Below are 21,351 nucleotides of genomic sequence, written 5' to 3'. Positions count from 1 at the left end.
CCCTTATTGTGATGACCAACGGGGGATATTTTCTAAACAAAAATCTTTTCGCCATATTTAACAATATGAACAGATTTATGAAGTTGCTCTTTAATCACGTCTTTAAAAACAGTCTGTTTATCAGGCTCTCCATGTATTAAATAAACTTTCTCTAATTGTTCAAACTCCCCCATCCAAGCTAATAGATTGCTTTGGTCTGCATGTGCAGAAAAGCCATTAAGCATATGTATTTTGGCGTTCACATTAATTGATTCATGAAAAAGCTGAATTGACGAAGCCCCATCTATCATTTGTCGCCCTAACGTGCCATGCACTTGGTAACCAACAAAGATAACACTGTTGCGCTCATCCCAAAGACGGTGTTTAAAATGATGCAGAATTCGCCCACCTGTACACATGCCACTACCAGCAATAATGATGCAACCACTCTCCTCCTTATTAATCAGCATCGACTCTTGATTTTTAAGTGAATATTGCAAATAAGGAAATTCGAAAACAGTACCATCACGTAGCAGTAATTTGTCTGCAACAGCATTTAGTTCAGCGTGATAATTGTTATATATTTGGGTTGCGCGTATCGCCATCGGGGAGTCTAAAAACACTTTGCAAACAGGCAATTCTTTATTGTAATACATCTCTTTTAGCATCAACAAAACTTCTTGAGTTCGCTCAACGGCAAAGGATGGGATCAATACATTGCCTTTATTTTTTAAGGTGTTGATGACGATCTCTTTAAACTCTGCAATCGTCTCTTGTAAGGGACGGTGATTACGATCACCATAGGTCGACTCGATATAAAGTGCATCGGCTTTTTTCACTAAAGCAGGATGCGGCATAATGATATCGCGACGACTGCCGAGATCCCCGCTGAACACTAGCGTTTTTACAACCCCATCTTCCGTTACTTCTATTTGAATGGTGGCTGAGCCAAGAATATGTCCCGCATTTCTAAAGGTAACCTTAACGTTAGGAGTAAGTTGAATCGTTTTGTCGTACTCGGCATATTGAATGGTTAAATCAAATACTGCTAGTGCATCGTCACTGCTGTAGATAGGCGGTGGAATCTTTTTTTCGTTACCCGTGCGACGCGCTTTTTTCAACGCGGTTTTATAATCCTCTTCGGCTATTTTAGCGCTATCCATTAAAATGACTTCCGCCAAATCCATGGTCGCACGTAAAGCAACAAGTTTCCCGTCAAACCCTTCCTTAACTAATTTAGGAACCCGCCCGACATGGTCAAGATGAGCATGAGTTAATAAAACGATATCGACATCTGTTGATTTAAAGTCAAATGGTTCCGACGTTTTCTGTTCATTTTCACCTTGAAAATAACCACAATCTATAAGAATATTAGGCCCACTTTTAATCTGTAAAAAATGACATGATCCAGTAACCGTCTCTGCGGCACCAAATGATTGAATGATAGTCATAAGCAACCCCCTTATAGTTATGATTTAACTATAGCACCACTTGGATCAACAAGTGCGTGGGTAGAGAAAATAGTTACTTATATAATGTATGCCTTACATCATTGCCGTTTTTGCAATTGCTTACAGATAAATGCTAACTGCTTAAGTTGTTTTTGACGCTGGTTGGCTGATAAATTGCTATCATATTTTAAGCTATTGTATTTATCCGCAAAGCTTGTAAAGTGTGTTGCGGATAGCTGAAATTTGTGACTGGCTTGTTGGCAAAAGGCTGTAACGGTTTGCCCTTTTTTTCTGATAACACCCCGGTTGGCGTAGTAACGCTGTAATTGCAAAAAAATCCGATCTTCAGCGCTTATCTTTACTCTATCCAAGGTTTAAATATGAATAATAGCGTCACAATAAAAGCGCATAACATAGCGATTAACACAGCAGAAAATAGATTTAACCATGGGAACTTAGCGAGCCAAGCTTGCATCAATGCGAGTTGTTTTTTGTTATCATAATTAACCACCCAAGTTGCCCATAGATAATCTATTTGCTCTATTTTTTGCCGTAATTGATTCAGTAGTTTTATATTTCGCCATTTCTGTAATGATAAATATTCCCCTTGTAAAAACTCATCACGGTTAGACAAGCTTTGTTCAAGCCCCGATTCAACCCGTTCAGGGGCGACATAGGCGGTGGGATCAACCCGTTGCCAACGTCCCCCTTGCCAAATTTCCACCCAAGCATGGGCATCATATTGGCGAACGGTCAGAAACTTATCCTGATCTTGCCATTCACCGCCCAAATATCCTGTCACCATACGTGCTGGAATACCGACTAGCCGTGCAACATAAAGATAACTACTGGCATAATGCACACAAAATCCCGCCAGTGTGGAGAATAAAAAATCATCTACAAAATCATTTCCCAAGGGAGGCGGTTTAAGCGTGTAACGATAGTTTTGAGTACGAAACTGAAACAAAAGTTGCTGCATTAACGCTTCTTTAGCAAGGCCCTGTTTTAGCTTAGTTGCCACCCACTCCTGCGTCTTTTCATTGCCCTGTGTCGGTAGTTGTGTAAATTGCTTTTGTTCTCTTGCCGTTAAAGATGGTACTTGGATTTGCTGATATAAAACGATATTGAAAGCTTCTCTTTTAAAAATGGGTTTTACACTGCGCAATGTGTAGTCACTTAAATTTACCTGTCCGACAGCCGCTTTACTATAATCAAGCGCAGGTATCCAATAATTAAAATGGGGTTCAACAATTAGCTCATAATTATCTGTGAAGAAGCTAACCGTTAAGTTTTTTCCTCTGCTATATTTTGCACTTTGTTGTTCCTCTTTGTGCCATTGGCTTTGCGACCACGAGCGCCCATCAAAATGGTCAAGAGTCATGACACGCCAATAACGATCTCGCTCAGCCACTGGGGTATTGGCGAATGAAGCACGAAAGGCTAACTCACTGGAGCGGCTTAGTTCGGCAATGTCCCCCGGCGTGACACTATCACTTAACCCCGTGGTTGCCTGTTTCTGTTGCGGCATTTTCCATAGAGAAGGTAATCGCGGAATAACAACGAATAACAGCAACGCCAGCGGTAAACTCAGTAAACAACTTTTAACTAATAATTTGCTAAACCCATTACCAAGGAAAAAACCACCATGTACGGATAATAAGATGGCTAACAACATCAATATGATCAAGCTTCCCAATAGAGCCATCACAATGGTGTAGTTAAAAATTAAAAACAGCGCTAGTAAGACAAAGCCAGTATTCACAAATATATGCACATCACGTATCGATTTTAGTTCCAAAAATTTCAAACTAAAACCCAAGACGATAAGATGCAGCATTACATTAAAAACACCCAGCTGATAAACCAAGGCAATCGTAATTATGCTAGACGTTATGGTCAGTAAACTTAACCAGCGTCCAGCCAACATTGGCACACGCTCATAAAAATGAGCCACCCGCCAACCGCTACAGAACAGACCTAAGATAATTAAGAACAGAGATAAGTGATCATATAATGCACCGAGTAGCACAACATAGCTCAGGATAATGAGCAGTAAACCTAAACGGCTAAGAAAGGCTTTCATGGGCTCGTACCGTATAAAGCTAATGCCTTTAAACACGCCTCTTTTTGTGCCATGCCATGACCGTTAGCAATAGTGTCATTGCCGAGTTTTAAGCCATAACTGCAATGCTTTTCATGTAGTTCGATGATTTGGTAACACAATAAACTGAGCTTTTCTTCTAGTTCTAAATAGGGATATAAATCGATATCTAAAAAGACATCACCCGCTTGTGATTGTTCGAACTGTTTACTAAACCACCCTCGTCCCTGCGCCAATTGTTTCCATGCCACCGATTTTAAAGATTCCCCTGGTTGATAGCTTTTTAGCATTGAGAACTGTTCAAAACCCACTGCATAATTGCTCATGCCACTATAGTTATTCAGCGAGGATGAACTGAGCAACGCTCGTTCATTGTTTATTGGTTCAGGATACAACAAAACAGAGTGCGCAAAATCAAGATGCGTCCAAACAGTAAATAGCCCAAAGGGAAAAGTTGAACGCACCGTCACACGACCAGGGCTAAAATAACCTCTCTGCTTACAGAAACTATACAACACGACTTGTTGTTCACTAATGACAGACCTAAGCGTGGAAACTGATTTTTGGAAATTGATATCGAGCTTTTTGCCATTATCCGTTGGTCGAAGTATCCGTAAACAAAACGCAACATCTTGTCCTGCAAACTGAGGGTTAACGGGAGTCGCAGTGAATGTTAACTGGGCGATATTTTGATAGGTGAGAAGCAAACAAGTCACCATAAAACTACAGAGAAAAAAGACCAAAAACAAAATTAAATTGTTTTCATAATTAGTGCCAAGTAGAAACAACACGAAACAGAGCAGTAAAAAATAGAGCCCAAACAGAGAGGGAAAAATAAAGCTGTTTTTATGGTTTAAGGTAAAACTAGTTTGTGCAGGCATACGCTTACTTAGCCACTTATCAAAGCGATGCCTTACTATCCGCGTCAATATACCTTTCAACTGCGCAAGATAATTCATAAGTTAAGCGAGCGGATCAACACTATCAAGCAAGGTTTGACTGAGCGCTTTACTGCCTTGCTTATCACTGTTAACACCCGCTAAACGATGGTCGGTCACCGCAACGAAAACAGCTTGAATATCATCGGGGATAACATAATCGCGCTGTTTGACAAAAGCCATTGCTTTTGCGGCCTGCAATAACACTTTACTACAACGCGGTGATAAAGGGTTAGCAGCCATACCGCTGTAGCGACTTTCATTAATCAGACGTAATAAATAATACAAAACCTCCTCGCTCGCTTTAATTTGACCAACTGAAACTTGCATCTGCTGTAGTTCGGCAACATTGATAATGGCTGGAATCGTATTTTTTTGATCCTTGGCAGAATGCCCCTTGAGCATTTGCAATTCAGCCTCGACACTAGGAAAACCAAGCTCAATACGCATCATGAAACGATCTAATTGCGATTCCGGTAATGGAAAGGTGCCCGCTTGATCTAATGGATTTTGTGTTGCGATGACAAAAAACGGTGCCGGTAAAGGATAGGTTTCACTATCAATGGAAATTTGTTTCTCTTCCATCGCCTCCAGTAATGCGCTTTGTGTTTTAGGGCTGGCACGGTTAATTTCATCGGCTAATAATACCTGTGTGAAAATTGGCCCTTGGTGAAAAGTAAATTGCTGTTTGTGCGTATCAAAAATAGAGACACCAAGAATGTCCGCAGGCAACATGTCACTGGTAAATTGTACCCTTTGATAGTCCAACCCAAGTGTTTGTGCCAACGCTGAAGCCAAGGTTGTTTTGCCCATACCCGGCAGATCTTCAATTAACAGATGACCTCCTGCAAGTAGGCAAATCAAAGCTAACTCGGTCTGATCTTCCTTGCCGAGCAAGATACTATTTAATTGTTTGCAGATATCGGTAATTTTATGATGCATCAACACGCCTTAGCTAAGTTCCTGAACTGCGATGTTTTAATTATAGAGCTGTTAAATTAATTTAGCATAAAGCAATAGCACACAATAGATCAGTCGGTGTCACTTACTGCAGTTTTAATCTATTTCCTCGGTCCCATGGACTTTTCTTTATTACACTCATTTAAGTAAAAAATTGATATATACACCATATTAAACATATTTAAAGCTCATAAACCTAACCTAGGTTTGATAAATTATTTAAAATGTTTGTTACAAATTTTTAACTATTATAGGCTTAATTTAGACCAAGATTATTGGCATAAATTACCTATTATAAACTCAAGCAAAGCGTAAATTTTTAGGAGTACCACTATGAAAAAAATTATTTTGCTCATTTTAACAATGCTTTCTGTTAACGTTTTGGCAAATGATCTAGATGAAAATTTATCAGTTCAACAAAACGGTGCAGAGTACACAATAAAATATTTTAATTATAAAACCAGCACTGATACGTATTTTTCTGATGCAGGATTACAAGGTAGCGGATATACATGGGCGGCATTAGTGAGGGCTGCTCTGAGTACGGAATCTCCTGATTTATCACCACAAGTTGATTTTTCTCCTGAAGGTGGCTCTTTCATTGCTTATACCAAAGATGAAGCAGCTGCAAATCAAGTGCAGAGCATTATTGAAAAACTATCTGCAGACATTAACTTTCGTAATAAGATGGTCGATATCGCAACAAAAGGCGGCTATATAGAGTAAAAATCCCTATGAGTAGTGAATCAAAATTCACTACTCATAACAACGCCCACCTTCACCTCTCATTAAAAGCTTATTCCATATTAGCATGTGCAAAAAAATCAGGATCATCTATAAGATATTCTCCACATATTGCAGCCATCTGATTAGCACTGCATAAATAACTTATCGATTCGCCTATGGTGACCTGTTTTGCTGCGCCTCTTTGTAAGAAAACTGGTAATAATTTTGCGTAATTGAGCGAAATATCTCCGCAGGGTGACTCATGTTTACGCATTGGACGTGAGATCCATTCAGCCCCATTTTTTATTTGATATTGGCTAAATGATTTACTAAGCCTAAGTGGAATATTAAATTTCTCTTCAATGCTATGAATAAAGGTATTTTTACTTAACGGACAGCCAAGAAAGAGTATTTGTGCATCGCACTGCTCTAATCTTCCCCACACACCATTGGGTGGACAGGGCGTGTCATATTGTTCTTCGCCAGCAATAAACGCTTCGGCATCATCACCTAATGCAGCGACTGAATGGGTAGGATGTAGAGAACGCACGACCCCGTTGCATTGTCTAAATAGTTCGCCAAGTATACCAGTACAAGCAGGCTCTGTATCGGGATCATAGCGATTATCGCTGTTACAGTGTGGTGCCCATGTATGGGTCGGTATGATTAATAATCCATTTTGCATATATTCGCTAAAGGCATTAATAACAGTTTCAGCTCCCCCTTCTATTTCGCCTAGTGCTTTCATAGAAGAGTGAATCAGTAAGACACCCGTGGGATCTATAGCCGCGACTTGTAACTCATTTAACAATGTTGCTTTGTTTTGCATGATTATTACCATGTTTGTAATCTCTTCAGCAAATTTAGCATAGTTAACACTTTATATCTTGTGCTAACCTTTAATGATACTGCTACAATAGGCTTTTTCTTTTGGGCTGCATAATGACTAATAGTAATGATCCGCTTCATGGCATTAAACTTGAGCAAATTCTTATCGAACTTGAGAAAGAATTAGGTTGGGAAAAGATGGGTCAACTACTCAATATCAATTGTTTTCTCAGTAATCCTCGTTTTAAATCAAGCTTAAAGTTTTTGCGCACAACACCATGGGCACGTAGCAAAGTTGAAATTTTATACTTAAAAACGTTCCATAAAAACAATCCCGCTTGTAAAAAATTAATTAACGCTATTCTTGAAACTAAAAGAGTCCCTTCAGAAAACACGCCGATAAAATCGAAGGGTTTTACATGGCCAACATTAAAAGATAAATAAGCTAAAATTAACACTCAGTATAAATATCTTTATATGTTAAAATTCTATATTACTGTTTATTCTCTGCAGTATTAAACCAATACCAATAAACAGATAAATAATTTAAGTACTAGGAAATAACCACAATGGCACAAGAAAACAAATTCGATTACCGTATTACCCAAGATGGTGATCAGTGGCACGCAGAGATCACGCGTCGTGTTACTGCGCGTAGAACAAGTGTTTCTAAACGAATGAAAGGCTTCGAAACAGAAGAGCTTGCAGAACAATGGGCAAAACAAGAGTTACAAGGCTTTTTAGAAAACCTACAGTTAGGTAATAAACGCAAAGCTGAAAAACGTACTGCTCGTAATGAACTTGCCGCGAAAATAGCCGCTGAAAAAGAAGCGTCAGCTGCAGCGTATGAGAAAAAGCGTTTAGCAGCATTAGAAGCCTATGACGAAGAAGAATTAGAAGATTAACAATTAATCAGCAGAAATTGAAAGACAAAAAAACCGCGAAATTACGCGGTTTTTTTATGGGATAAAATCCAGTAACTTACCAGCCAGTCACTTCGCGTAAAGCACTACCGATCTCAGCTAAAGACTTGGTGGTTTTAACACCCGCATCTTCTAGCGCTTTAAATTTATCTTCAGCAGTACCTTTACCACCCGCTATAATCGCACCGGCATGGCCCATACGTTTGCCTGCAGGCGCAGTAACACCAGCGATATAAGAAACAACAGGCTTAGTAACATGCGCTTTAATATATGCCGCGGCTTCTTCTTCCGCTGTGCCACCTATTTCACCAATCATTACGATCGCTTCAGTTTCAGGATCTTCTTGAAATAATTTAAGAATATCAATGAAATTTGAACCCGGAATTGGATCACCACCAATACCAACACAGGTTGATTGACCAAAACCTTCGTCAGTTGTCTGTTTTACAGCTTCATAGGTTAATGTACCAGAGCGAGAAACAATGCCCACTTTACCTTTTTTATGAATGTGACCAGGCATAATACCAATTTTGCATTCATCAGGGGTTATCACACCGGGACAGTTTGGCCCAATCATCACCACACCCGCTTGATCTAACTTAATTTTTACATCAACCAAGTCAAGCGTTGGGATCCCCTCTGTGATGGTAACGATTAACTTTATACCTGCATCAATCGCTTCTAAAATGGCATCTTTACAAAAAGGCGCAGGCACATAGATAACAGAAGCCGTCGCGCCCGTTTTTTCTACCGCTTCACGTACCGTATTGAAAACAGGCAAACCAAGATGGATTTGTCCGCCTTTACCAGGCGAAACACCACCCACCATCTGCGTACCATATTCAATAGCTTGTTGAGAATGGAAAGTTCCTTGGCCACCAGTAAAACCTTGGCAAATTACTTTGGTATCTTTATTTATTAAAATGCTCATTATTTGCCACCTACCGCTTTTACTGACTGTTCAGCAGCATCCGTTAGAGATGTCGCTGCAATGATATTAAGACCAGATTCAGCAAGAATTTTACGGCCTAAATCTGCATTATTGCCTTCAAGACGAACAATAACAGGAACGGATACACCGACCTCAGCAACCGCACCAATAACACCTTCTGCAATTAAATCACAACGTACAATGCCACCAAAAATATTAACTAGCACTGCTTTTACTTTGTCATCTGAAAGAATTATTTTAAAGGCTTCAGTAACACGCTCTTTAGTTGCACCACCGCCAACGTCCAAGAAGTTAGCAGGTTTGCCACCATGTAAATGGACGATATCCATCGTTCCCATCGCAAGACCAGCACCATTGACCATACAACCTATATTGCCATCAAGTGCGACATAATTAAGCTCCCACTGTGCAGCGTGAATTTCACGTTCATCATCCTGAGTTGTATCATGCATTTCATGTAATAAACTTTGACGATACATTGCATTAGCATCGATACTGATTTTTCCATCTAAACAGATTAGGTCATCGCTGCCCGTCACAACTAATGGATTAATCTCTAGCAAAGCTAAATCTTTATCAGTAAACATTTTTGCTAAACCAAGAAAAATCTTTGTAAACTGACCGATCTGTTTGCCAGAAAGGCCTAATTTGAATGCCAATTCACGACCTTGATAAGCTTGAGGACCAACTAATGGATCAATTAAAACGGTATGGATCAGCTCAGGTGTTTCTTCTGCCACTTTCTCAATTTCAACACCACCTTCGGTTGATGCCATAAAAGTGACTCGTTGCGAAGCACGATCAATGACCGCACCTAAATAAAGTTCATTGGCAATGTCGCTACACGCCTCTACCAATAACTTATTTACGGGTTGTCCCTTTGCATCTGTTTGGTAAGTAACTAGGTTTTTACCTAACCATTTATGGGCAAAGTCACGTAATGCATCTTTACTATTTACTAACTCAACGCCACCCGCTTTACCACGGCCACCAGCATGAACTTGGCATTTAATAACCCAACGATCACCACCTAATTGAGAAGCTGCATTAACGGCCTGCTCTGCACTTTCACATGCCATTCCTTTCGGTACAGGGAGACCATACTCTTTAAACAGTTGCTTTGCCTGATATTCATGCAAATTCATGATATATTTCCATTTGTTATTTATATTATGCGACTATTATATAGACCGCCTGTACTGACGCAATACTTTATTAAAATCTAATCTATTGTTAATAAAGAGATTTATTCACAATATTTAGTTATATATCTAATAGCAAGCGAGTAGGATCTTCTAATAACTCTTTGATTGTTACCAAAAAGCTAACTGACTCTTTACCATCGATTAAACGATGGTCATAGGATAATGCCAAATACATCATCGGTAAAATTTCTACCTTCCCATCGACGGCCATAGGACGGTCTTGAATTTTATGCATTCCCAAAATAGCAGCCTGTGGTGGATTAATAATAGGAGTTGATAATAAAGAGCCAAATACACCGCCATTGGTAACGGTAAAATTCCCCCCATCATCTCATCAACGGTTAATTTACCATCTCGGCCTTTAATTGCTAATGCCTTGATGCCTTTTTCAATATCAGCGACACTTAGCGTATCCGTATCACGCAACACGGGTGTTACAAGCCCACGCGGTGTAGAAACGGCAATACTGATATCGAAAAAGTTATGATAGACGATATCATCACCATCGATCGCTGCATTTACTTCAGGAAAACGTTTTAATGCTTCCGTGACGGCTTTAATATAAAAAGACATAAAGCCTAAACGAATACCATGTTTCTTTTCAAAGACATCTTGATACTGTTTACGAAGATCCATGATTGGCTTCATATTCACTTCATTAAAGGTGGTTAACATTGCCGTTGAATTTTTAGCCTCTAATAGGCGTTCTGCGACACGCTTACGTAAACGCGTCATGGGGACACGTTTATCACTACGGGCAGCAACCGCTGCAACAATATCAACCTGCGGAGGTGTTGCATTTTTATTTTTTAATTCACGATAGTTATCTACATCCTCGCGGGTTATCACCCCACCTTTGCCAGAGCCTTTAATTTGCCTAGCATCAATGCCGTGCTCATGCATCAAACGTCGCACCGAGGGGCTTGCATCTGCAACGAGAGCTTTTTCTTCAATAATATTCGATTTTTCTGGTGCTTCACCTGCGACTAATTTACCGAGTAATTGTTTCGATAATACGGTAGAGCCTTCTGCTTCAATGATCTCCTGTAATGTTCCCGATGCCGTTGCAGGTACCTCTAAAACTACTTTATCGGTTTCAATTTCAACGAGTACTTCATCTCTTTCAACGTAATCACCAGCCTGTTTATGCCAAACAGCAACTGTAGCATCAGCCACCGACTCGGGAAGTTCTGGAACTAAAATATCAATCATAATTAATGCTTCCTACATATAAATTTGGATTATAAAATTAGAGACTCTATGACTCTTGCTCTATCGCAAGAGCGCTATTGACCAATGCTTTTTGCTGCTTCATGTGTAGCGACATATAGCCGACTGCCGTTGATGCTGAGGCTTCTCTTCCTGCATAATGCAATTTTGCACCTTCAGGTAATACACTTCTAAAATGATGCTGACTGCAGTACCACGCGCCTTGATTTTGAGGTTCTTCTTGGCACCAGACAAAATCTTTAACATGTGCATAATCAGCCAGAATCTGATTAACTTGATCTACGGGGAACGGGTATAGCTGCTCAATACGTATAATGGCAATATTATTAAGACCAACATCGCGTCGTTTTTCTAATAATTCATAATAAACTTTACCACTACATAAAATAACGCGATCCACTAAAGTGCTATCTATATTATCAATTTCTGCAATCGCATTTTGAAATGTGCCCGATGCTAATTCATCTAAATTAGAAACCGCTAAAGGATGACGTAGCAATGATTTCGGTGACATAATGATTAGCGGTCGACGCATAGAGCGAACAACCTGACGTCGTAAAATGTGATAAATCTGTGCCGGCGTTGATGGGACACACACTTGCATATTATGCTCAGCACAGAGTTGTAAATAGCGCTCTAACCGTCCCGATGAATGCTCTGGTCCTTGACCTTCATAACCGTGAGGTAGCAGCACGGTCAGTCCGCACATACGTCCCCATTTTTGTTCACCTGATGACAAGAATTGGTCAAAAACAACCTGCGCACCATTCGCAAAATCACCAAATTGTGCTTCCCAAATACATAATCCTTTAGGCGCTGCAGTAGAGTAACCATATTCAAAAGCAAGCACTGCCGCTTCAGATAAAACAGAGTCATAAACATCAAAGTGTCCCTGTTGATCAGATATATTCTTCAACGGTGTATAGGAACTGCCCTCTTTTTTGTTCATGTAGCACAGCATGACGATGGAAAAAAGTACCACGTCCTGAGTCTTGGCCAACTAAACGAATGTTATATTTAGAGTCGAGTAGCGTTGCATAGGCAAGATTTTCTGCGAATCCCCAGTCACAAAGTTTTTCTTCATGCGCCATCAATTGACGGTCGGCATAAATTTTCTTAACACGTGAATGTTGTAAATGATCTTCAGGATAACTGCTAATAATTTTGGCTAACTCAAGTAAGCGTTCCTTAGAGAAATGCGCATCATAGTGTGAATCCCAATCGTGTTTAAGGTAAGGAGACCAATCAACGGAGGGGCGTTGCATTGCCTGCCATTCTTTAACAACACACTCGCCATTATCTAAAGCGGTACGGTATTGTTCAATAATTTGCTGTGCGTACCCCTGTTCAATGACCCCTTCACGTTCTAGTTGTGCGACATAAATTTCACGTGGTGTTGGATGTTTTTTAATTTTTTGGTACATCACAGGCTGAGTGGCATTTGGCTCATCGGCTTCGTTATGCCCATGACGGCGGTAACAAACTAAGTCGATAACCACATCGCGTTTGAATTTATTACGGAAATCAAGGGCTATTTGACTTGCTAAAATAACCGCTTCAGGATCATCACCATTAACATGAAAAATGGGTGCCTGTACCATTTTAGCAATATCCGTACAGTAGCGAGTAGAACGTGTATCTTGAGGATTAGAGGTAGTAAAACCAATTTGGTTATTAATCACGATACGGACGGTTCCACTGACCTTAAATGCTCGCGCTTGTGACATGTTAAATGTTTCTTGTACGATCCCCTGCCCAGCAATCGCCGAATCACCATGCACCGTGATGGGTAAGACACTTTCACCGACGCTATGCAAACGCTCCTGTCGAGCACGAACAGAACCTAATACAACCGGATTAACAATCTCTAGATGGGAAGGATTAAACGCCAGTGATAAATGTACATTACCTTTAGGGGTTTTAAAGTCACTACTAAAACCTTGATGATATTTTACATCACTAGAGCCATGCACTTCACTATGTTTACCAGCAAATTCATCAAATAATAGATTAGGTTTTTTGCCTAAAACATTAACTAAAACATTAAGACGACCACGATGTGCCATACCTAATACAACTTCCTGTGCCCCCTGCTCTCCAGCACGGCGTATCAATTCCTTAAGCATTGGCACAAACGCATCACCACCTTCTAATGAAAAACGTTTAGCACCCGGAAATTTAGCGCCTATATAACGCTCAAGACCTTCTGCTGCTGTCAGCTCTTCAAGAAAACGGTGTTTAGCTTCTTCGCTAAACGAAGGACGGCTTTCGCAAGATTCAATGCGATTTTGCAGCCAACGCTTCTCGTCTGAATTGGTGATATGCATATATTCAACACCTATCGAACCACAATAGGTGCTTTTTAATGACGTAAGTAGATCACGCAGTATCATCGTTTCATTGGCAGCCGCATAGGAGCCAACATTAAAACTTGCATCAAGATCAGAGCCTTCTAACTCATGATAAAAGGGATCTAAATCAGTCACGGTTTCTGTTTTACTTAAACCAAGTGGATCAAGTGTTGCGACCTCATGTCCACGGTTACGGTACGCGCCAATGAGTTGTAAAACCTGCACCTGCTTTGCGTCGTTGTGCACGGCACCTTTAGGTGGTGTAAAGCATTTAGGTTTTTTGGCCGATTCTCTAATTTGCTCACGAATAACGGAATGAGCTTCTTCGGGTAATTCACTTACTTTTGGCAATTCATCAAATACCGCGCGCCAATTAGCATCAACAGCCAAAGGGTCATCTAAATATGATTCATATAGCGCTTCAATATAAGTGGAATTTGCCCCGGAAAGATGAGATGAGGCTAACCATGTTTCCATCACATTATTTGGCATGAAAATTCCTTAAATATTTCTTATCAATTAAATGTATTACTATCGCCACTAAATGGCTCGTTGCAACAACATCGATTTAATTTTGCCAATAGCCTTAGTGGGATTTAATCCCTTAGGGCAAACACTAACGCAATTCATAATACTATGGCAACGAAAAACACTAAATGCATCATCAAGATCATCAAGACGTTGCTCAGTTGCACTATCACGACTATCAATTAAAAAGCGATAAGAGGCTAGTAATCCAGCTGGACCGATGAATTTATCAGGATTCCACCAAAATGATGGGCAAGAGGTTGAACAACAAGCACATAAAATACACTCATATAATCCATCTAATTTTTCACGCTGTTGGGGAGACTGTTTAAATTCACCAACGGGTGGATGCCTTTCATCAGTGATCAAGTATGGCTTAATTTTTTCATACTGTGTATAGAATTGGCTCATATCGATAACAAGGTCACGGACTACTGGTAATCCCGGTAATGGACGAAGCGTTATTTCACCTTTGTTTAATAAATCGGAAAGTGGTGTAATACAGGCTAATCCATTCTTACCATTAATATTTACACCATCACTGCCACAAACCCCTTCACGACAAGAGCGACGAAAAGACAATGTTGGATCGACTTCCTTTAAGGCGATTAATGCATCGAGTACCATCATGTCCAATCCCTCAGCAATCTCCAATGACATGCTTTGCATATATGGAGCAGAATCGATATCGGGATTGTAACGATAAACAGAAAAATTAACATTCATAACAATTAACCTTATTTAGTAAACACGTGCTTTAGGTGGAAAAGGGTCACGTAATAGCGGCGTCATATTCACATCTCTTTTGCACATACTCTTGGTTTCAGGATTATAAATACTGTGATGTAACCAGTTAGTATCATCGCGGTCTGGGAAATCAAAGCGACTATGAGCACCACGACTTTCTGTTCTATAATTTGCAGCCATGGCGGTTGCATAGGCCGTTTCCATCAAGTTATCAAGCTCTAAACATTCAATACGATTAGTATTAAATTCTGTACTTTTATCACTTAATTTTGCATTCTGTAGACGTTCACGTAATACAGCTAACTCAGCAAGACCTTCCGCCATCGCAGTACCTTCTCGAAAAACCGAAAAGTTTCTTTGCATACACTCCTGTAAATCTTTACGTAACTGCACAGGATCTTCCGTACCCGTTCCATTTTCCCAACGATTCAATCGCACTAAAGCAGATTCAATATTTTGCTCTGTAGGCTCTTTAGCTCTGTTTTCCTGGCTTAACACTTTACCTAAATGTTTGCCCGTCGCACGTCCAAACACAACTAAATCGAGCAGTGAATTTCCTCCTAAGCGGTTTGCCCCATGCACTGACACACAGGCTATTTCACCGACAGCAAAAAGACCTTTTACCTCGATATCTTTACCATGTTCATCCATTTTCAGTACTTGACCATTAACTGTTGTCGGTACTCCCCCCATCATATAATGGCAAGTTGGAATAATCGGAATGGGTTCTTTAACGGGATCAACATGGGCAAATGTTCGGGATAACTCACAAATACCGGGTAAACGGCTTTCTAAAACCTCTTTTCCCAAATGATCAAGCTTTAATTTAATATGAGTCCCCCAAGGGCCTTCACATCCCCGCCCTTCACGAATTTCGATCATAATCGAACGTGCTACTACGTCTCGTCCAGCTAAATCTTTTGCATTAGGTGCGTAACGTTCCATAAAACGCTCCCCGTCTTTATTCAATAGATAGCCACCTTCGCCACGGCACCCTTCTGTGACCAAAACACCAGCACCTGCGATACCCGTTGGATGGAACTGCCACATTTCCATATCTTGTACCGGCACCCCAGCACGCAGCGCCATACCGACACCGTCTCCAGTATTAATGTGCGCATTCGTAGTAGAGGCATAAATACGCCCAGCTCCCCCTGTTGCAAGGACAGTTGCCTGTGCCTTAAACATCACGACTTCACCATTTTCTATATTAATGGCTGTACAACCAACCACATCACCGTCATCATTTTTTACCAAGTCTAAGGCATACCACTCAGAATAAACCGTCGTTTTATTTTTAATGTTCTGTTGATATAGAGTGTGCAATAACGCATGCCCAGTTCTGTCTGCAGCGGCTGCTGTGCGTGATGCCTGCTCACCCCCAAATTCTTTAGATTGTCCGCCGAAGGGACGCTGATAAACAGAACCATCTTCGAAACGTGAAAAAGGTAAGCCCATATTCTCTAACTCGCGAACTACCTCTGGCCCGGTTTTGCACATGTATTCAATGGCATCTTGATCGCCAATATAATCAGACCCTTTAACAGTGTCATACATATGCCATTGCCAATCATCTTTATGAGAATTACCTAATGCGACGGTGATCCCCCCCTGCGCAGAAACGGTGTGTGAACGTGTCGGAAAAACTTTACTGATTAGCGCACAGCTTTTACCTTGCTCAGAAATAGATAATGCGGCACGCATTCCTGCACCACCGGCACCAATTACAATTGCATCAAACTCTCGAATAGGAAGCGTCACGTTAAATACCCCACAAAATTACAAAACCGAATAACACATATATAAATGCAATAGATGTTAATAAAAACTGTAATGAACCACGTAATAAGCTGTGTTTTACATAATCCGTCAGTACTTGCCAAATACCAATCCAAGCATGTATAAGCATGGCAATTAGCGCGAATAGCGTGAAAACCTTGGTAAAGGTTAGATCAAAAAAACCTTTCCACACACTGAATGTGGCATCTGCACAAGAGATAAATGCTAACAAATAAAGCAGGTAAGCGAGCATGATAATTGCACTTGCGCGTAACAATATATAATCATGAACACCACTTCTGCCAAATGTTCCTGCGACCTTTACCATACTAGAACTCCCGATAAAATAGATAATAATAGGGTGATTGCAAAACCGACTTTAGCACTAAGCGTTGCACAGGGAAGTTCTTCCCAATATCCCAAATCTTGAATCATGTGTCGAATACCAAACACAACGTGATAGGCAAGGCCAGTTAATGCCCCCCAAATAATAAATTCAACGACAAACATATCGAAGTATGCAAGTACGCGATCGTAATCGGCCTCTGATGCTAATGAACAGCTCAGCAGAGACAGAAAAATGGCTAAAGCAATAAATACTATGATGCCAGAAATTCGGTGTAAAATAGATGCAGTTGCAGTTACAGGTAATGCAACTGTTGTTAAATCCAAGTTTTTAGGTCTCTGTTTATGCACAATTTTATCTCTTTTGTCTGATGAATATTAATGGCTTATTTTGAACAACCTATTGTTAGCACAATGTTAATCTTTTGTAACTAAACAATCACTGTAATAGTGTCATGGGGTGTCATCAAAATTTCAAATTGTGACATTAATTACAAATTTATTTTCTTCCCACTCATTTAATCTATTTATCTACTTTCAATCTCTTATTAAGCTATATATTTATGTTTCTATATTCATAAATAGCCGCTTTTGGCAGATCCCAAAGTAGATATGTTAAAATTGACAATCTCTATTTTAGTCTGTAAAAATGCTATCAGTAATTAAATAGACTACATATGATGGAGCGATAAATGACAGATAAAAAGGCAATACTGCACTTACCAGGACAGGAACCCATCGAGCTACCAATCTTAGAAGGCACTGCTGGTAATGATGTCATTGATATTTCCAGCTTAGGGAAAGCTGGCTATTTCACCTATGACCCCGGTTTCATGGCAACAGCCTCTTGCAAATCTGCAATAACATACATTGACGGTGATAAAGGCATTCTTGAACATCGTGGTTACCCTATTGAGCAACTCGCTGAAAAATCAGATTATCTCGAAGTTTGCTACTTATTGCTTAACGGAATACTGCCAAATAAGGAAGAGTTCAATCGATTTCATAGCGTGGTATTACATCACACCATGATCCATGAGCAACTTGCCAAACTCTATTCAGGATTTCGCCGTGATTCACATCCAATGGCAATCATGGTGGGTGTTGTTGGCGCACTATCGGCTTTCTATCACGATTCACTCGATATCACTAATGAACAACATCGTGAAATTGCGGCATATCGACTTATATCAAAAATGCCTACATTGGCCGCAATGAGTTACAAATATTCTCATGGTCAACCATTTGTATATCCCGATAATACACTTTCCTATGCGGGTAATTTTTTAAAAATGATGTTTGCAGTTCCCTGTGAAGAGTACAAGGTAAATCCTGTACTGGAACTCGCGATGGATAAGATTTTTATCTTACATGCAGACCATGAACAAAATGCTTCAACCTCAACAGTACGTTTAGCGGGTTCATCGGGTGCTAATCCATTTGCTTGTATTGCAGCGGGTATCGCCTCGTTATGGGGACCTGCACATGGTGGTGCTAATGAAGCCTGTCTTAACATGCTCGAAGAAATTGGCACCGTTGACCGTATTCCAGAATTTATTGCTAAGGCAAAAGATAAGGATGATCCTTTCCGCTTAATGGGATTTGGACATCGCGTTTATAAAAACCACGATCCTCGTGCTAAAGTAATGCGTAAAACTTGCTATGAAGTATTAAACGACTTACAAATAAAAGATCCACTACTTGATGTTGCAATGGAACTTGAACGCATCGCACTTGAAGATGAATACTTTATTGCTAAAAAACTCTACCCTAACGTAGATTTTTACTCTGGTATTATCTTAAAAGCAATGGGTATTCCAAAGTCCATGTTTACCGTTATATTTGCTATCGCACGAACTGTAGGATGGGTATCTCATTGGAAAGAGATGTTGGATCAACCAGGACAACGTATTGGTCGCCCTCGCCAATTATATACAGGTGAAACCGGCCTACGTTTTGAAAATGTAAATGACCGAAATGAGTAAAAGCTAGTTCTATCAACTACATTTGGCCGGTATAATATCAATCTTGATAATATACTGGTCATCGCTTGTAGAGGAAAAGTAAGCGAGATTAAGACGTAAGATGCGATAATTGCAATGCAGATTTATCCAAGCTCAATTTTATCTCTAGTATAGCTACAGGTGTTGGCTTGCTGATTTTTCATCTTAAAGTAGCTTGATTATACCAATTCCGGTAAGTATGTGATCTAGATTTTGCGCAGGAAAAACAGCTTAATTCAAGGCGTAATTTGACGTAAATGGTTATTCCCTTTGCGAAAATTACAACGCAGCAGTAAGTTGTTTTAACCAGTAAAATAGATCAGCTATTTATCGGAATTGGTATTATCATTCTGCTAATTTTACAACGACCACATAGAATGCCAATTTATTTACCAGAACTGTCACTTGATACCTATGAATTTCCTAACGTTGAAACAGCCTTAACTAGCCCCGATGGGCTATTAGCGATGGGAGGCGACCTCTCTTTAACACGTATCATTAACGCCTATAGAAATGGTATTTTCCCTTGGTTTAGTGATGATGAGCCTATTCTTTGGTGGAGCCCATCAGTTAGGGCAATGATCAAACCTACTGCCTGCCACATTAGTAAGAGTATGAAACGTGTGGTTGCCAAAAAATGTTTCACGGTTACCGTAAATCATGCATTCAATGATGTCATTCATGCTTGTGCGCAACCGAGGAAAAATCAGAACGGCACCTGGATCACAGAGAATATGATGAAGGCCTATATTGATTTACATCATCAAGGCTATGCCCACTCCATTGAAGTTTGGCAAACGGGGAAATTAGTTGGAGGACTATATGGTATCAATATTGGTACTATATTTTGTGGTGAATCAATGTTTAGCCTGGTAGATAATAGCTCAAAACTCGCTTTTATCGCGTTAAATAAACATTTTAGTCGTTTCCAAGGGATATTAATAGACTGTCAAATGCCAACCCCACATCTACAAACACTAGGAGTTTATCCTATTTCACGGGAACAATATATGTGCTATTTAAGAGCATATAGAGACAAAAAAGTACTTACGGGGTGCTGGACCCCGCAGCAATTATTTATCTAAATATCGGTCATTTTCTAATGTTAGCAAGATTCTAGCTGCTCGCTCATTGCTGCTAAAACATTTTTTCGAGTGATCATGCCAAGGAGCTTGTTATCATTATCTACAACAGGATAGATTTTTGGCTTTTGCTGCAGCATCAACTGACCGAGTTCAAAGACACTCATGTTTGCTTTTACCGTCAATCCCTCTGGGACCATCGCATCTGCAACCAGAGCGACTTGTTGACAGTAATAGCTTGATGCTATCATTTTTTTTAGGCAATCTTGCTCTGAAAGCCAGCCAATAACACGCCCCGAATCATCTAAAACTGGGCCACCTATATATTTACTATTTAGTAATTTTTTGACCGCCCGCTCCACTGTCATCTCTTTAGTAAAATAGATGCTTTTTTCTGTCATAAAGTTTGAAACTTCTAGATTTTTCATACAGTTCGCCTCACTTAGTTATGTTAAAAGCATAGGCTTTATATGTTATTTGTCGATTATTTCTAGAAAATATTGTGCGCTACATTAAATATAATTTCCATCAGTTATATTTGCGGCTAGAATAGTGCTCATATTCTCTATTTGATAAGGTATTTACATGGCTTCTCTTCAAGATCAGTTACTCAAGGCTGGCCTCATAAATAAGCAAAAAGCGAAACAAACACAAACAGAAAAACGCCGTCAAGCGAAACAAAAAAAGAAAAAGGGTGCGGTAGAAGTCACAGCTATTCAACAAGCCATCAATGAACAAAAAGAGTTACAGCAGCAACAAGATTTAGAAAAAAATAGACAAACCCAAGCACAACTTGATGCACGATCTGCCCATGGTAAGCTGATTCAGATGATAACCCAACACTGTGAAAAGCATTATGAGGGCGACATTGACTACCACTTTACCTATGAAAATAAAGTAAAACGTATTGCTATTAATGAAGCAACCCAACAAAAATTAATTAATGGTAGTTTGGCAATTTGTTCGCTCAATGAAGAATTTTATTTAATTAATAAAGAAGCTGTTGTTAAATTAACCGCTATTGATCCCTCTGTATTGGTTGCATTACATGAAAAAGTCGATATATCACAAGTGGATGAAGATGATCCCTATGCAGAGTTTGCTATTCCAGACGATTTGATTTGGTAGAGGTTATTGAGCTATTGTGTGCGAATTTGCTTCAATCTAACTGTGTTTTAAGTAAAACACTGAGAATGAAGCATTGCCATCCTATCAAGATCAAC

18 protein-coding genes and 2 pseudogenes are annotated in these 21,351 nt (G+C 39.8%); 6 read left to right on the top strand and 14 right to left on the bottom strand.

What is annotated here, in order from left to right; all coding sequences use genetic code 11:
* Nucleotides 1-32 precede the first annotated feature (32 nt).
* The 4 genes from AB1A03_RS16805 to AB1A03_RS16790 form a co-directional block, all read right to left on the bottom strand.
* Nucleotides 33-1,430, bottom strand: a complete 1,398-nt coding sequence (locus AB1A03_RS16805) for an MBL fold metallo-hydrolase RNA specificity domain-containing protein (RefSeq protein WP_354625742.1) — start codon at nt 1,428-1,430, stop codon at nt 33-35.
* A 358-nt stretch (nt 1,431-1,788) separates the two neighbouring features.
* Nucleotides 1,789-3,513 (bottom strand): transglutaminase TgpA family protein, encoded by a 1,725-nt coding sequence (locus tag AB1A03_RS16800; protein ID WP_354625741.1) that lies wholly within the window; start codon nt 3,511-3,513, stop codon nt 1,789-1,791.
* Nucleotides 3,510-4,412: a DUF58 domain-containing protein gene (locus tag AB1A03_RS16795; protein ID WP_354625740.1), complete on the bottom strand. Its 903-nt coding sequence runs from the start codon at nt 4,410-4,412 to the stop codon at nt 3,510-3,512. Before AB1A03_RS16795 ends, AB1A03_RS16800 begins: the two co-directional genes overlap by 4 nt.
* An 81-nt stretch (nt 4,413-4,493) precedes the next feature.
* Entirely contained in the window at nt 4,494-5,411 is a 918-nt protein-coding gene (locus AB1A03_RS16790; protein WP_354625739.1) for an AAA family ATPase, read from the bottom strand.
* A gap of 351 nt (nt 5,412-5,762) precedes the next feature.
* On the opposite strand from AB1A03_RS16790, the gene AB1A03_RS16785 reads away from it, so the two are divergent.
* On the top strand, nt 5,763-6,155 hold the full coding sequence (locus AB1A03_RS16785; RefSeq protein WP_354625738.1) for an Imm51 family immunity protein: 393 nt from the start codon (nt 5,763-5,765) through the stop codon (nt 6,153-6,155).
* A 70-nt stretch (nt 6,156-6,225) separates the two neighbouring features.
* Here AB1A03_RS16785 and AB1A03_RS16780 read toward each other — a convergent pair whose 3' ends face one another.
* Nucleotides 6,226-6,984 (bottom strand): AAC(3) family N-acetyltransferase, encoded by a 759-nt coding sequence (locus tag AB1A03_RS16780; protein WP_354625737.1) that lies wholly within the window; start codon nt 6,982-6,984, stop codon nt 6,226-6,228.
* A gap of 113 nt (nt 6,985-7,097) precedes the next feature.
* Here AB1A03_RS16780 and AB1A03_RS16775 point away from each other — a divergent pair, with 113 nt between their 5' ends.
* Together AB1A03_RS16775 and AB1A03_RS16770 are read left to right on the top strand one after the other, a co-directional pair.
* Complete coding sequence (locus AB1A03_RS16775; RefSeq protein WP_354625736.1) at nt 7,098-7,427, top strand: VF530 family protein; 330 nt, start codon at nt 7,098-7,100, stop codon at nt 7,425-7,427.
* A 125-nt stretch (nt 7,428-7,552) separates the two neighbouring features.
* A complete protein-coding gene (locus AB1A03_RS16770) occupies nt 7,553-7,888 on the top strand; it encodes a DUF3622 domain-containing protein (RefSeq protein WP_354625735.1) in 336 nt (111 codons plus the stop codon).
* A 76-nt stretch (nt 7,889-7,964) separates the two neighbouring features.
* Here the strand turns inward: AB1A03_RS16770 and sucD are convergent, their stop codons facing one another.
* The 8 genes and pseudogenes from sucD to sdhC all read right to left on the bottom strand — a co-directional run bounded on the left by sucD (nt 7,965) and on the right by sdhC (nt 17,394).
* Nucleotides 7,965-8,837 (bottom strand): succinate--CoA ligase subunit alpha, encoded by an 873-nt coding sequence (gene sucD, locus AB1A03_RS16765; protein WP_354625734.1) that lies wholly within the window; start codon nt 8,835-8,837, stop codon nt 7,965-7,967.
* On the bottom strand, nt 8,837-10,003 hold the full coding sequence (sucC, locus tag AB1A03_RS16760) for an ADP-forming succinate--CoA ligase subunit beta (RefSeq protein ID WP_354625733.1): 1,167 nt from the start codon (nt 10,001-10,003) through the stop codon (nt 8,837-8,839). Before sucC ends, sucD begins: the two co-directional genes overlap by 1 nt.
* 118 nt (nt 10,004-10,121) lie before the next feature.
* A pseudogene (odhB, locus tag AB1A03_RS16755) lies at nt 10,122-11,275 on the bottom strand (2-oxoglutarate dehydrogenase complex dihydrolipoyllysine-residue succinyltransferase).
* A gap of 46 nt (nt 11,276-11,321) precedes the next feature.
* A pseudogene (gene sucA / locus AB1A03_RS16750) lies at nt 11,322-14,136 on the bottom strand (2-oxoglutarate dehydrogenase E1 component).
* A 48-nt stretch (nt 14,137-14,184) separates the two neighbouring features.
* Complete coding sequence (locus AB1A03_RS16745) at nt 14,185-14,898, bottom strand: succinate dehydrogenase iron-sulfur subunit (protein ID WP_354625732.1); 714 nt, start codon at nt 14,896-14,898, stop codon at nt 14,185-14,187.
* A 15-nt stretch (nt 14,899-14,913) separates the two neighbouring features.
* Nucleotides 14,914-16,680 (bottom strand): succinate dehydrogenase flavoprotein subunit, encoded by a 1,767-nt coding sequence (sdhA, locus tag AB1A03_RS16740; protein ID WP_354625731.1) that lies wholly within the window; start codon nt 16,678-16,680, stop codon nt 14,914-14,916.
* A gap of 1 nt (nt 16,681) precedes the next feature.
* A complete protein-coding gene (gene sdhD / locus AB1A03_RS16735) occupies nt 16,682-17,026 on the bottom strand; it encodes a succinate dehydrogenase, hydrophobic membrane anchor protein (protein WP_354625730.1) in 345 nt (114 codons plus the stop codon).
* The gene (sdhC, locus tag AB1A03_RS16730) at nt 17,020-17,394 is read right to left on the bottom strand and encodes a succinate dehydrogenase, cytochrome b556 subunit (RefSeq protein ID WP_354625729.1); all 375 of its coding nucleotides are present in this window, start codon (nt 17,392-17,394) and stop codon (nt 17,020-17,022) included. Before sdhC ends, sdhD begins: the two co-directional genes overlap by 7 nt.
* A 341-nt stretch (nt 17,395-17,735) precedes the next feature.
* Between sdhC and AB1A03_RS16725 the strand changes: the two genes are divergently transcribed.
* Both AB1A03_RS16725 and aat read left to right on the top strand, forming a co-directional pair.
* Nucleotides 17,736-19,028, top strand: coding sequence for a citrate synthase (locus AB1A03_RS16725; RefSeq protein WP_354625728.1), 1,293 nt, complete (start codon nt 17,736-17,738; stop codon nt 19,026-19,028).
* A 395-nt stretch (nt 19,029-19,423) separates the two neighbouring features.
* A complete protein-coding gene (aat, locus tag AB1A03_RS16720; protein WP_354625727.1) occupies nt 19,424-20,131 on the top strand; it encodes a leucyl/phenylalanyl-tRNA--protein transferase in 708 nt (235 codons plus the stop codon).
* A 20-nt stretch (nt 20,132-20,151) separates the two neighbouring features.
* Here aat and AB1A03_RS16715 read toward each other — a convergent pair whose 3' ends face one another.
* Nucleotides 20,152-20,556, bottom strand: a complete 405-nt coding sequence (locus tag AB1A03_RS16715; protein WP_354625726.1) for a CBS domain-containing protein — start codon at nt 20,554-20,556, stop codon at nt 20,152-20,154.
* Between the two features lie 157 nt (nt 20,557-20,713).
* Between AB1A03_RS16715 and AB1A03_RS16710 the strand changes: the two genes are divergently transcribed.
* Nucleotides 20,714-21,256 (top strand): DUF2058 domain-containing protein, encoded by a 543-nt coding sequence (locus tag AB1A03_RS16710; protein ID WP_354625725.1) that lies wholly within the window; start codon nt 20,714-20,716, stop codon nt 21,254-21,256.
* Nucleotides 21,257-21,351 lie beyond the last annotated feature (95 nt).

Origin of the sequence: Psychromonas sp. MME2 (assembly GCF_040566515.1) — a bacterium.
Taxonomy (GTDB): domain Bacteria; phylum Pseudomonadota; class Gammaproteobacteria; order Enterobacterales; family Psychromonadaceae; genus Psychromonas.
The sequence above is the reverse complement of the archived record's forward strand: the minus strand, read 5'-3'. Positions and strand labels throughout refer to the sequence as shown.

Bases quoted from the DNA above. Each gene is read 5' to 3' on its own strand.
- AB1A03_RS16780 (WP_354625737.1), bottom strand. From the start codon at position 6,984: ATGCAAAACAAAGCAACATTGTTAAATGAGTTACAAGTCGCGGCTATA.
- AB1A03_RS16795 (WP_354625740.1), bottom strand. From the start codon at position 4,412: ATGCCTGCACAAACTAGTTTTACCTTAAACCATAAAAACAGCTTTATT.
- AB1A03_RS16710 (WP_354625725.1), top strand. From the start codon at position 20,714: ATGGCTTCTCTTCAAGATCAGTTACTCAAGGCTGGCCTCATAAATAAG.
- AB1A03_RS16785 (WP_354625738.1), top strand. From the start codon at position 5,763: ATGAAAAAAATTATTTTGCTCATTTTAACAATGCTTTCTGTTAACGTT.
- AB1A03_RS16770 (WP_354625735.1), top strand. From the start codon at position 7,553: ATGGCACAAGAAAACAAATTCGATTACCGTATTACCCAAGATGGTGAT.
- sucD (WP_354625734.1), bottom strand. From the start codon at position 8,837: ATGAGCATTTTAATAAATAAAGATACCAAAGTAATTTGCCAAGGTTTT.
- AB1A03_RS16725 (WP_354625728.1), top strand. From the start codon at position 17,736: ATGACAGATAAAAAGGCAATACTGCACTTACCAGGACAGGAACCCATC.
- AB1A03_RS16775 (WP_354625736.1), top strand. From the start codon at position 7,098: ATGACTAATAGTAATGATCCGCTTCATGGCATTAAACTTGAGCAAATT.
- AB1A03_RS16715 (WP_354625726.1), bottom strand. From the start codon at position 20,556: ATGAAAAATCTAGAAGTTTCAAACTTTATGACAGAAAAAAGCATCTAT.
- AB1A03_RS16745 (WP_354625732.1), bottom strand. From the start codon at position 14,898: ATGAATGTTAATTTTTCTGTTTATCGTTACAATCCCGATATCGATTCT.
- AB1A03_RS16800 (WP_354625741.1), bottom strand. From the start codon at position 3,513: ATGAAAGCCTTTCTTAGCCGTTTAGGTTTACTGCTCATTATCCTGAGC.
- AB1A03_RS16790 (WP_354625739.1), bottom strand. From the start codon at position 5,411: ATGCATCATAAAATTACCGATATCTGCAAACAATTAAATAGTATCTTG.
- sucC (WP_354625733.1), bottom strand. From the start codon at position 10,003: ATGAATTTGCATGAATATCAGGCAAAGCAACTGTTTAAAGAGTATGGT.
- aat (WP_354625727.1), top strand. From the start codon at position 19,424: ATGCCAATTTATTTACCAGAACTGTCACTTGATACCTATGAATTTCCT.
- AB1A03_RS16805 (WP_354625742.1), bottom strand. From the start codon at position 1,430: ATGACTATCATTCAATCATTTGGTGCCGCAGAGACGGTTACTGGATCA.
- sdhD (WP_354625730.1), bottom strand. From the start codon at position 17,026: ATGGTAAAGGTCGCAGGAACATTTGGCAGAAGTGGTGTTCATGATTAT.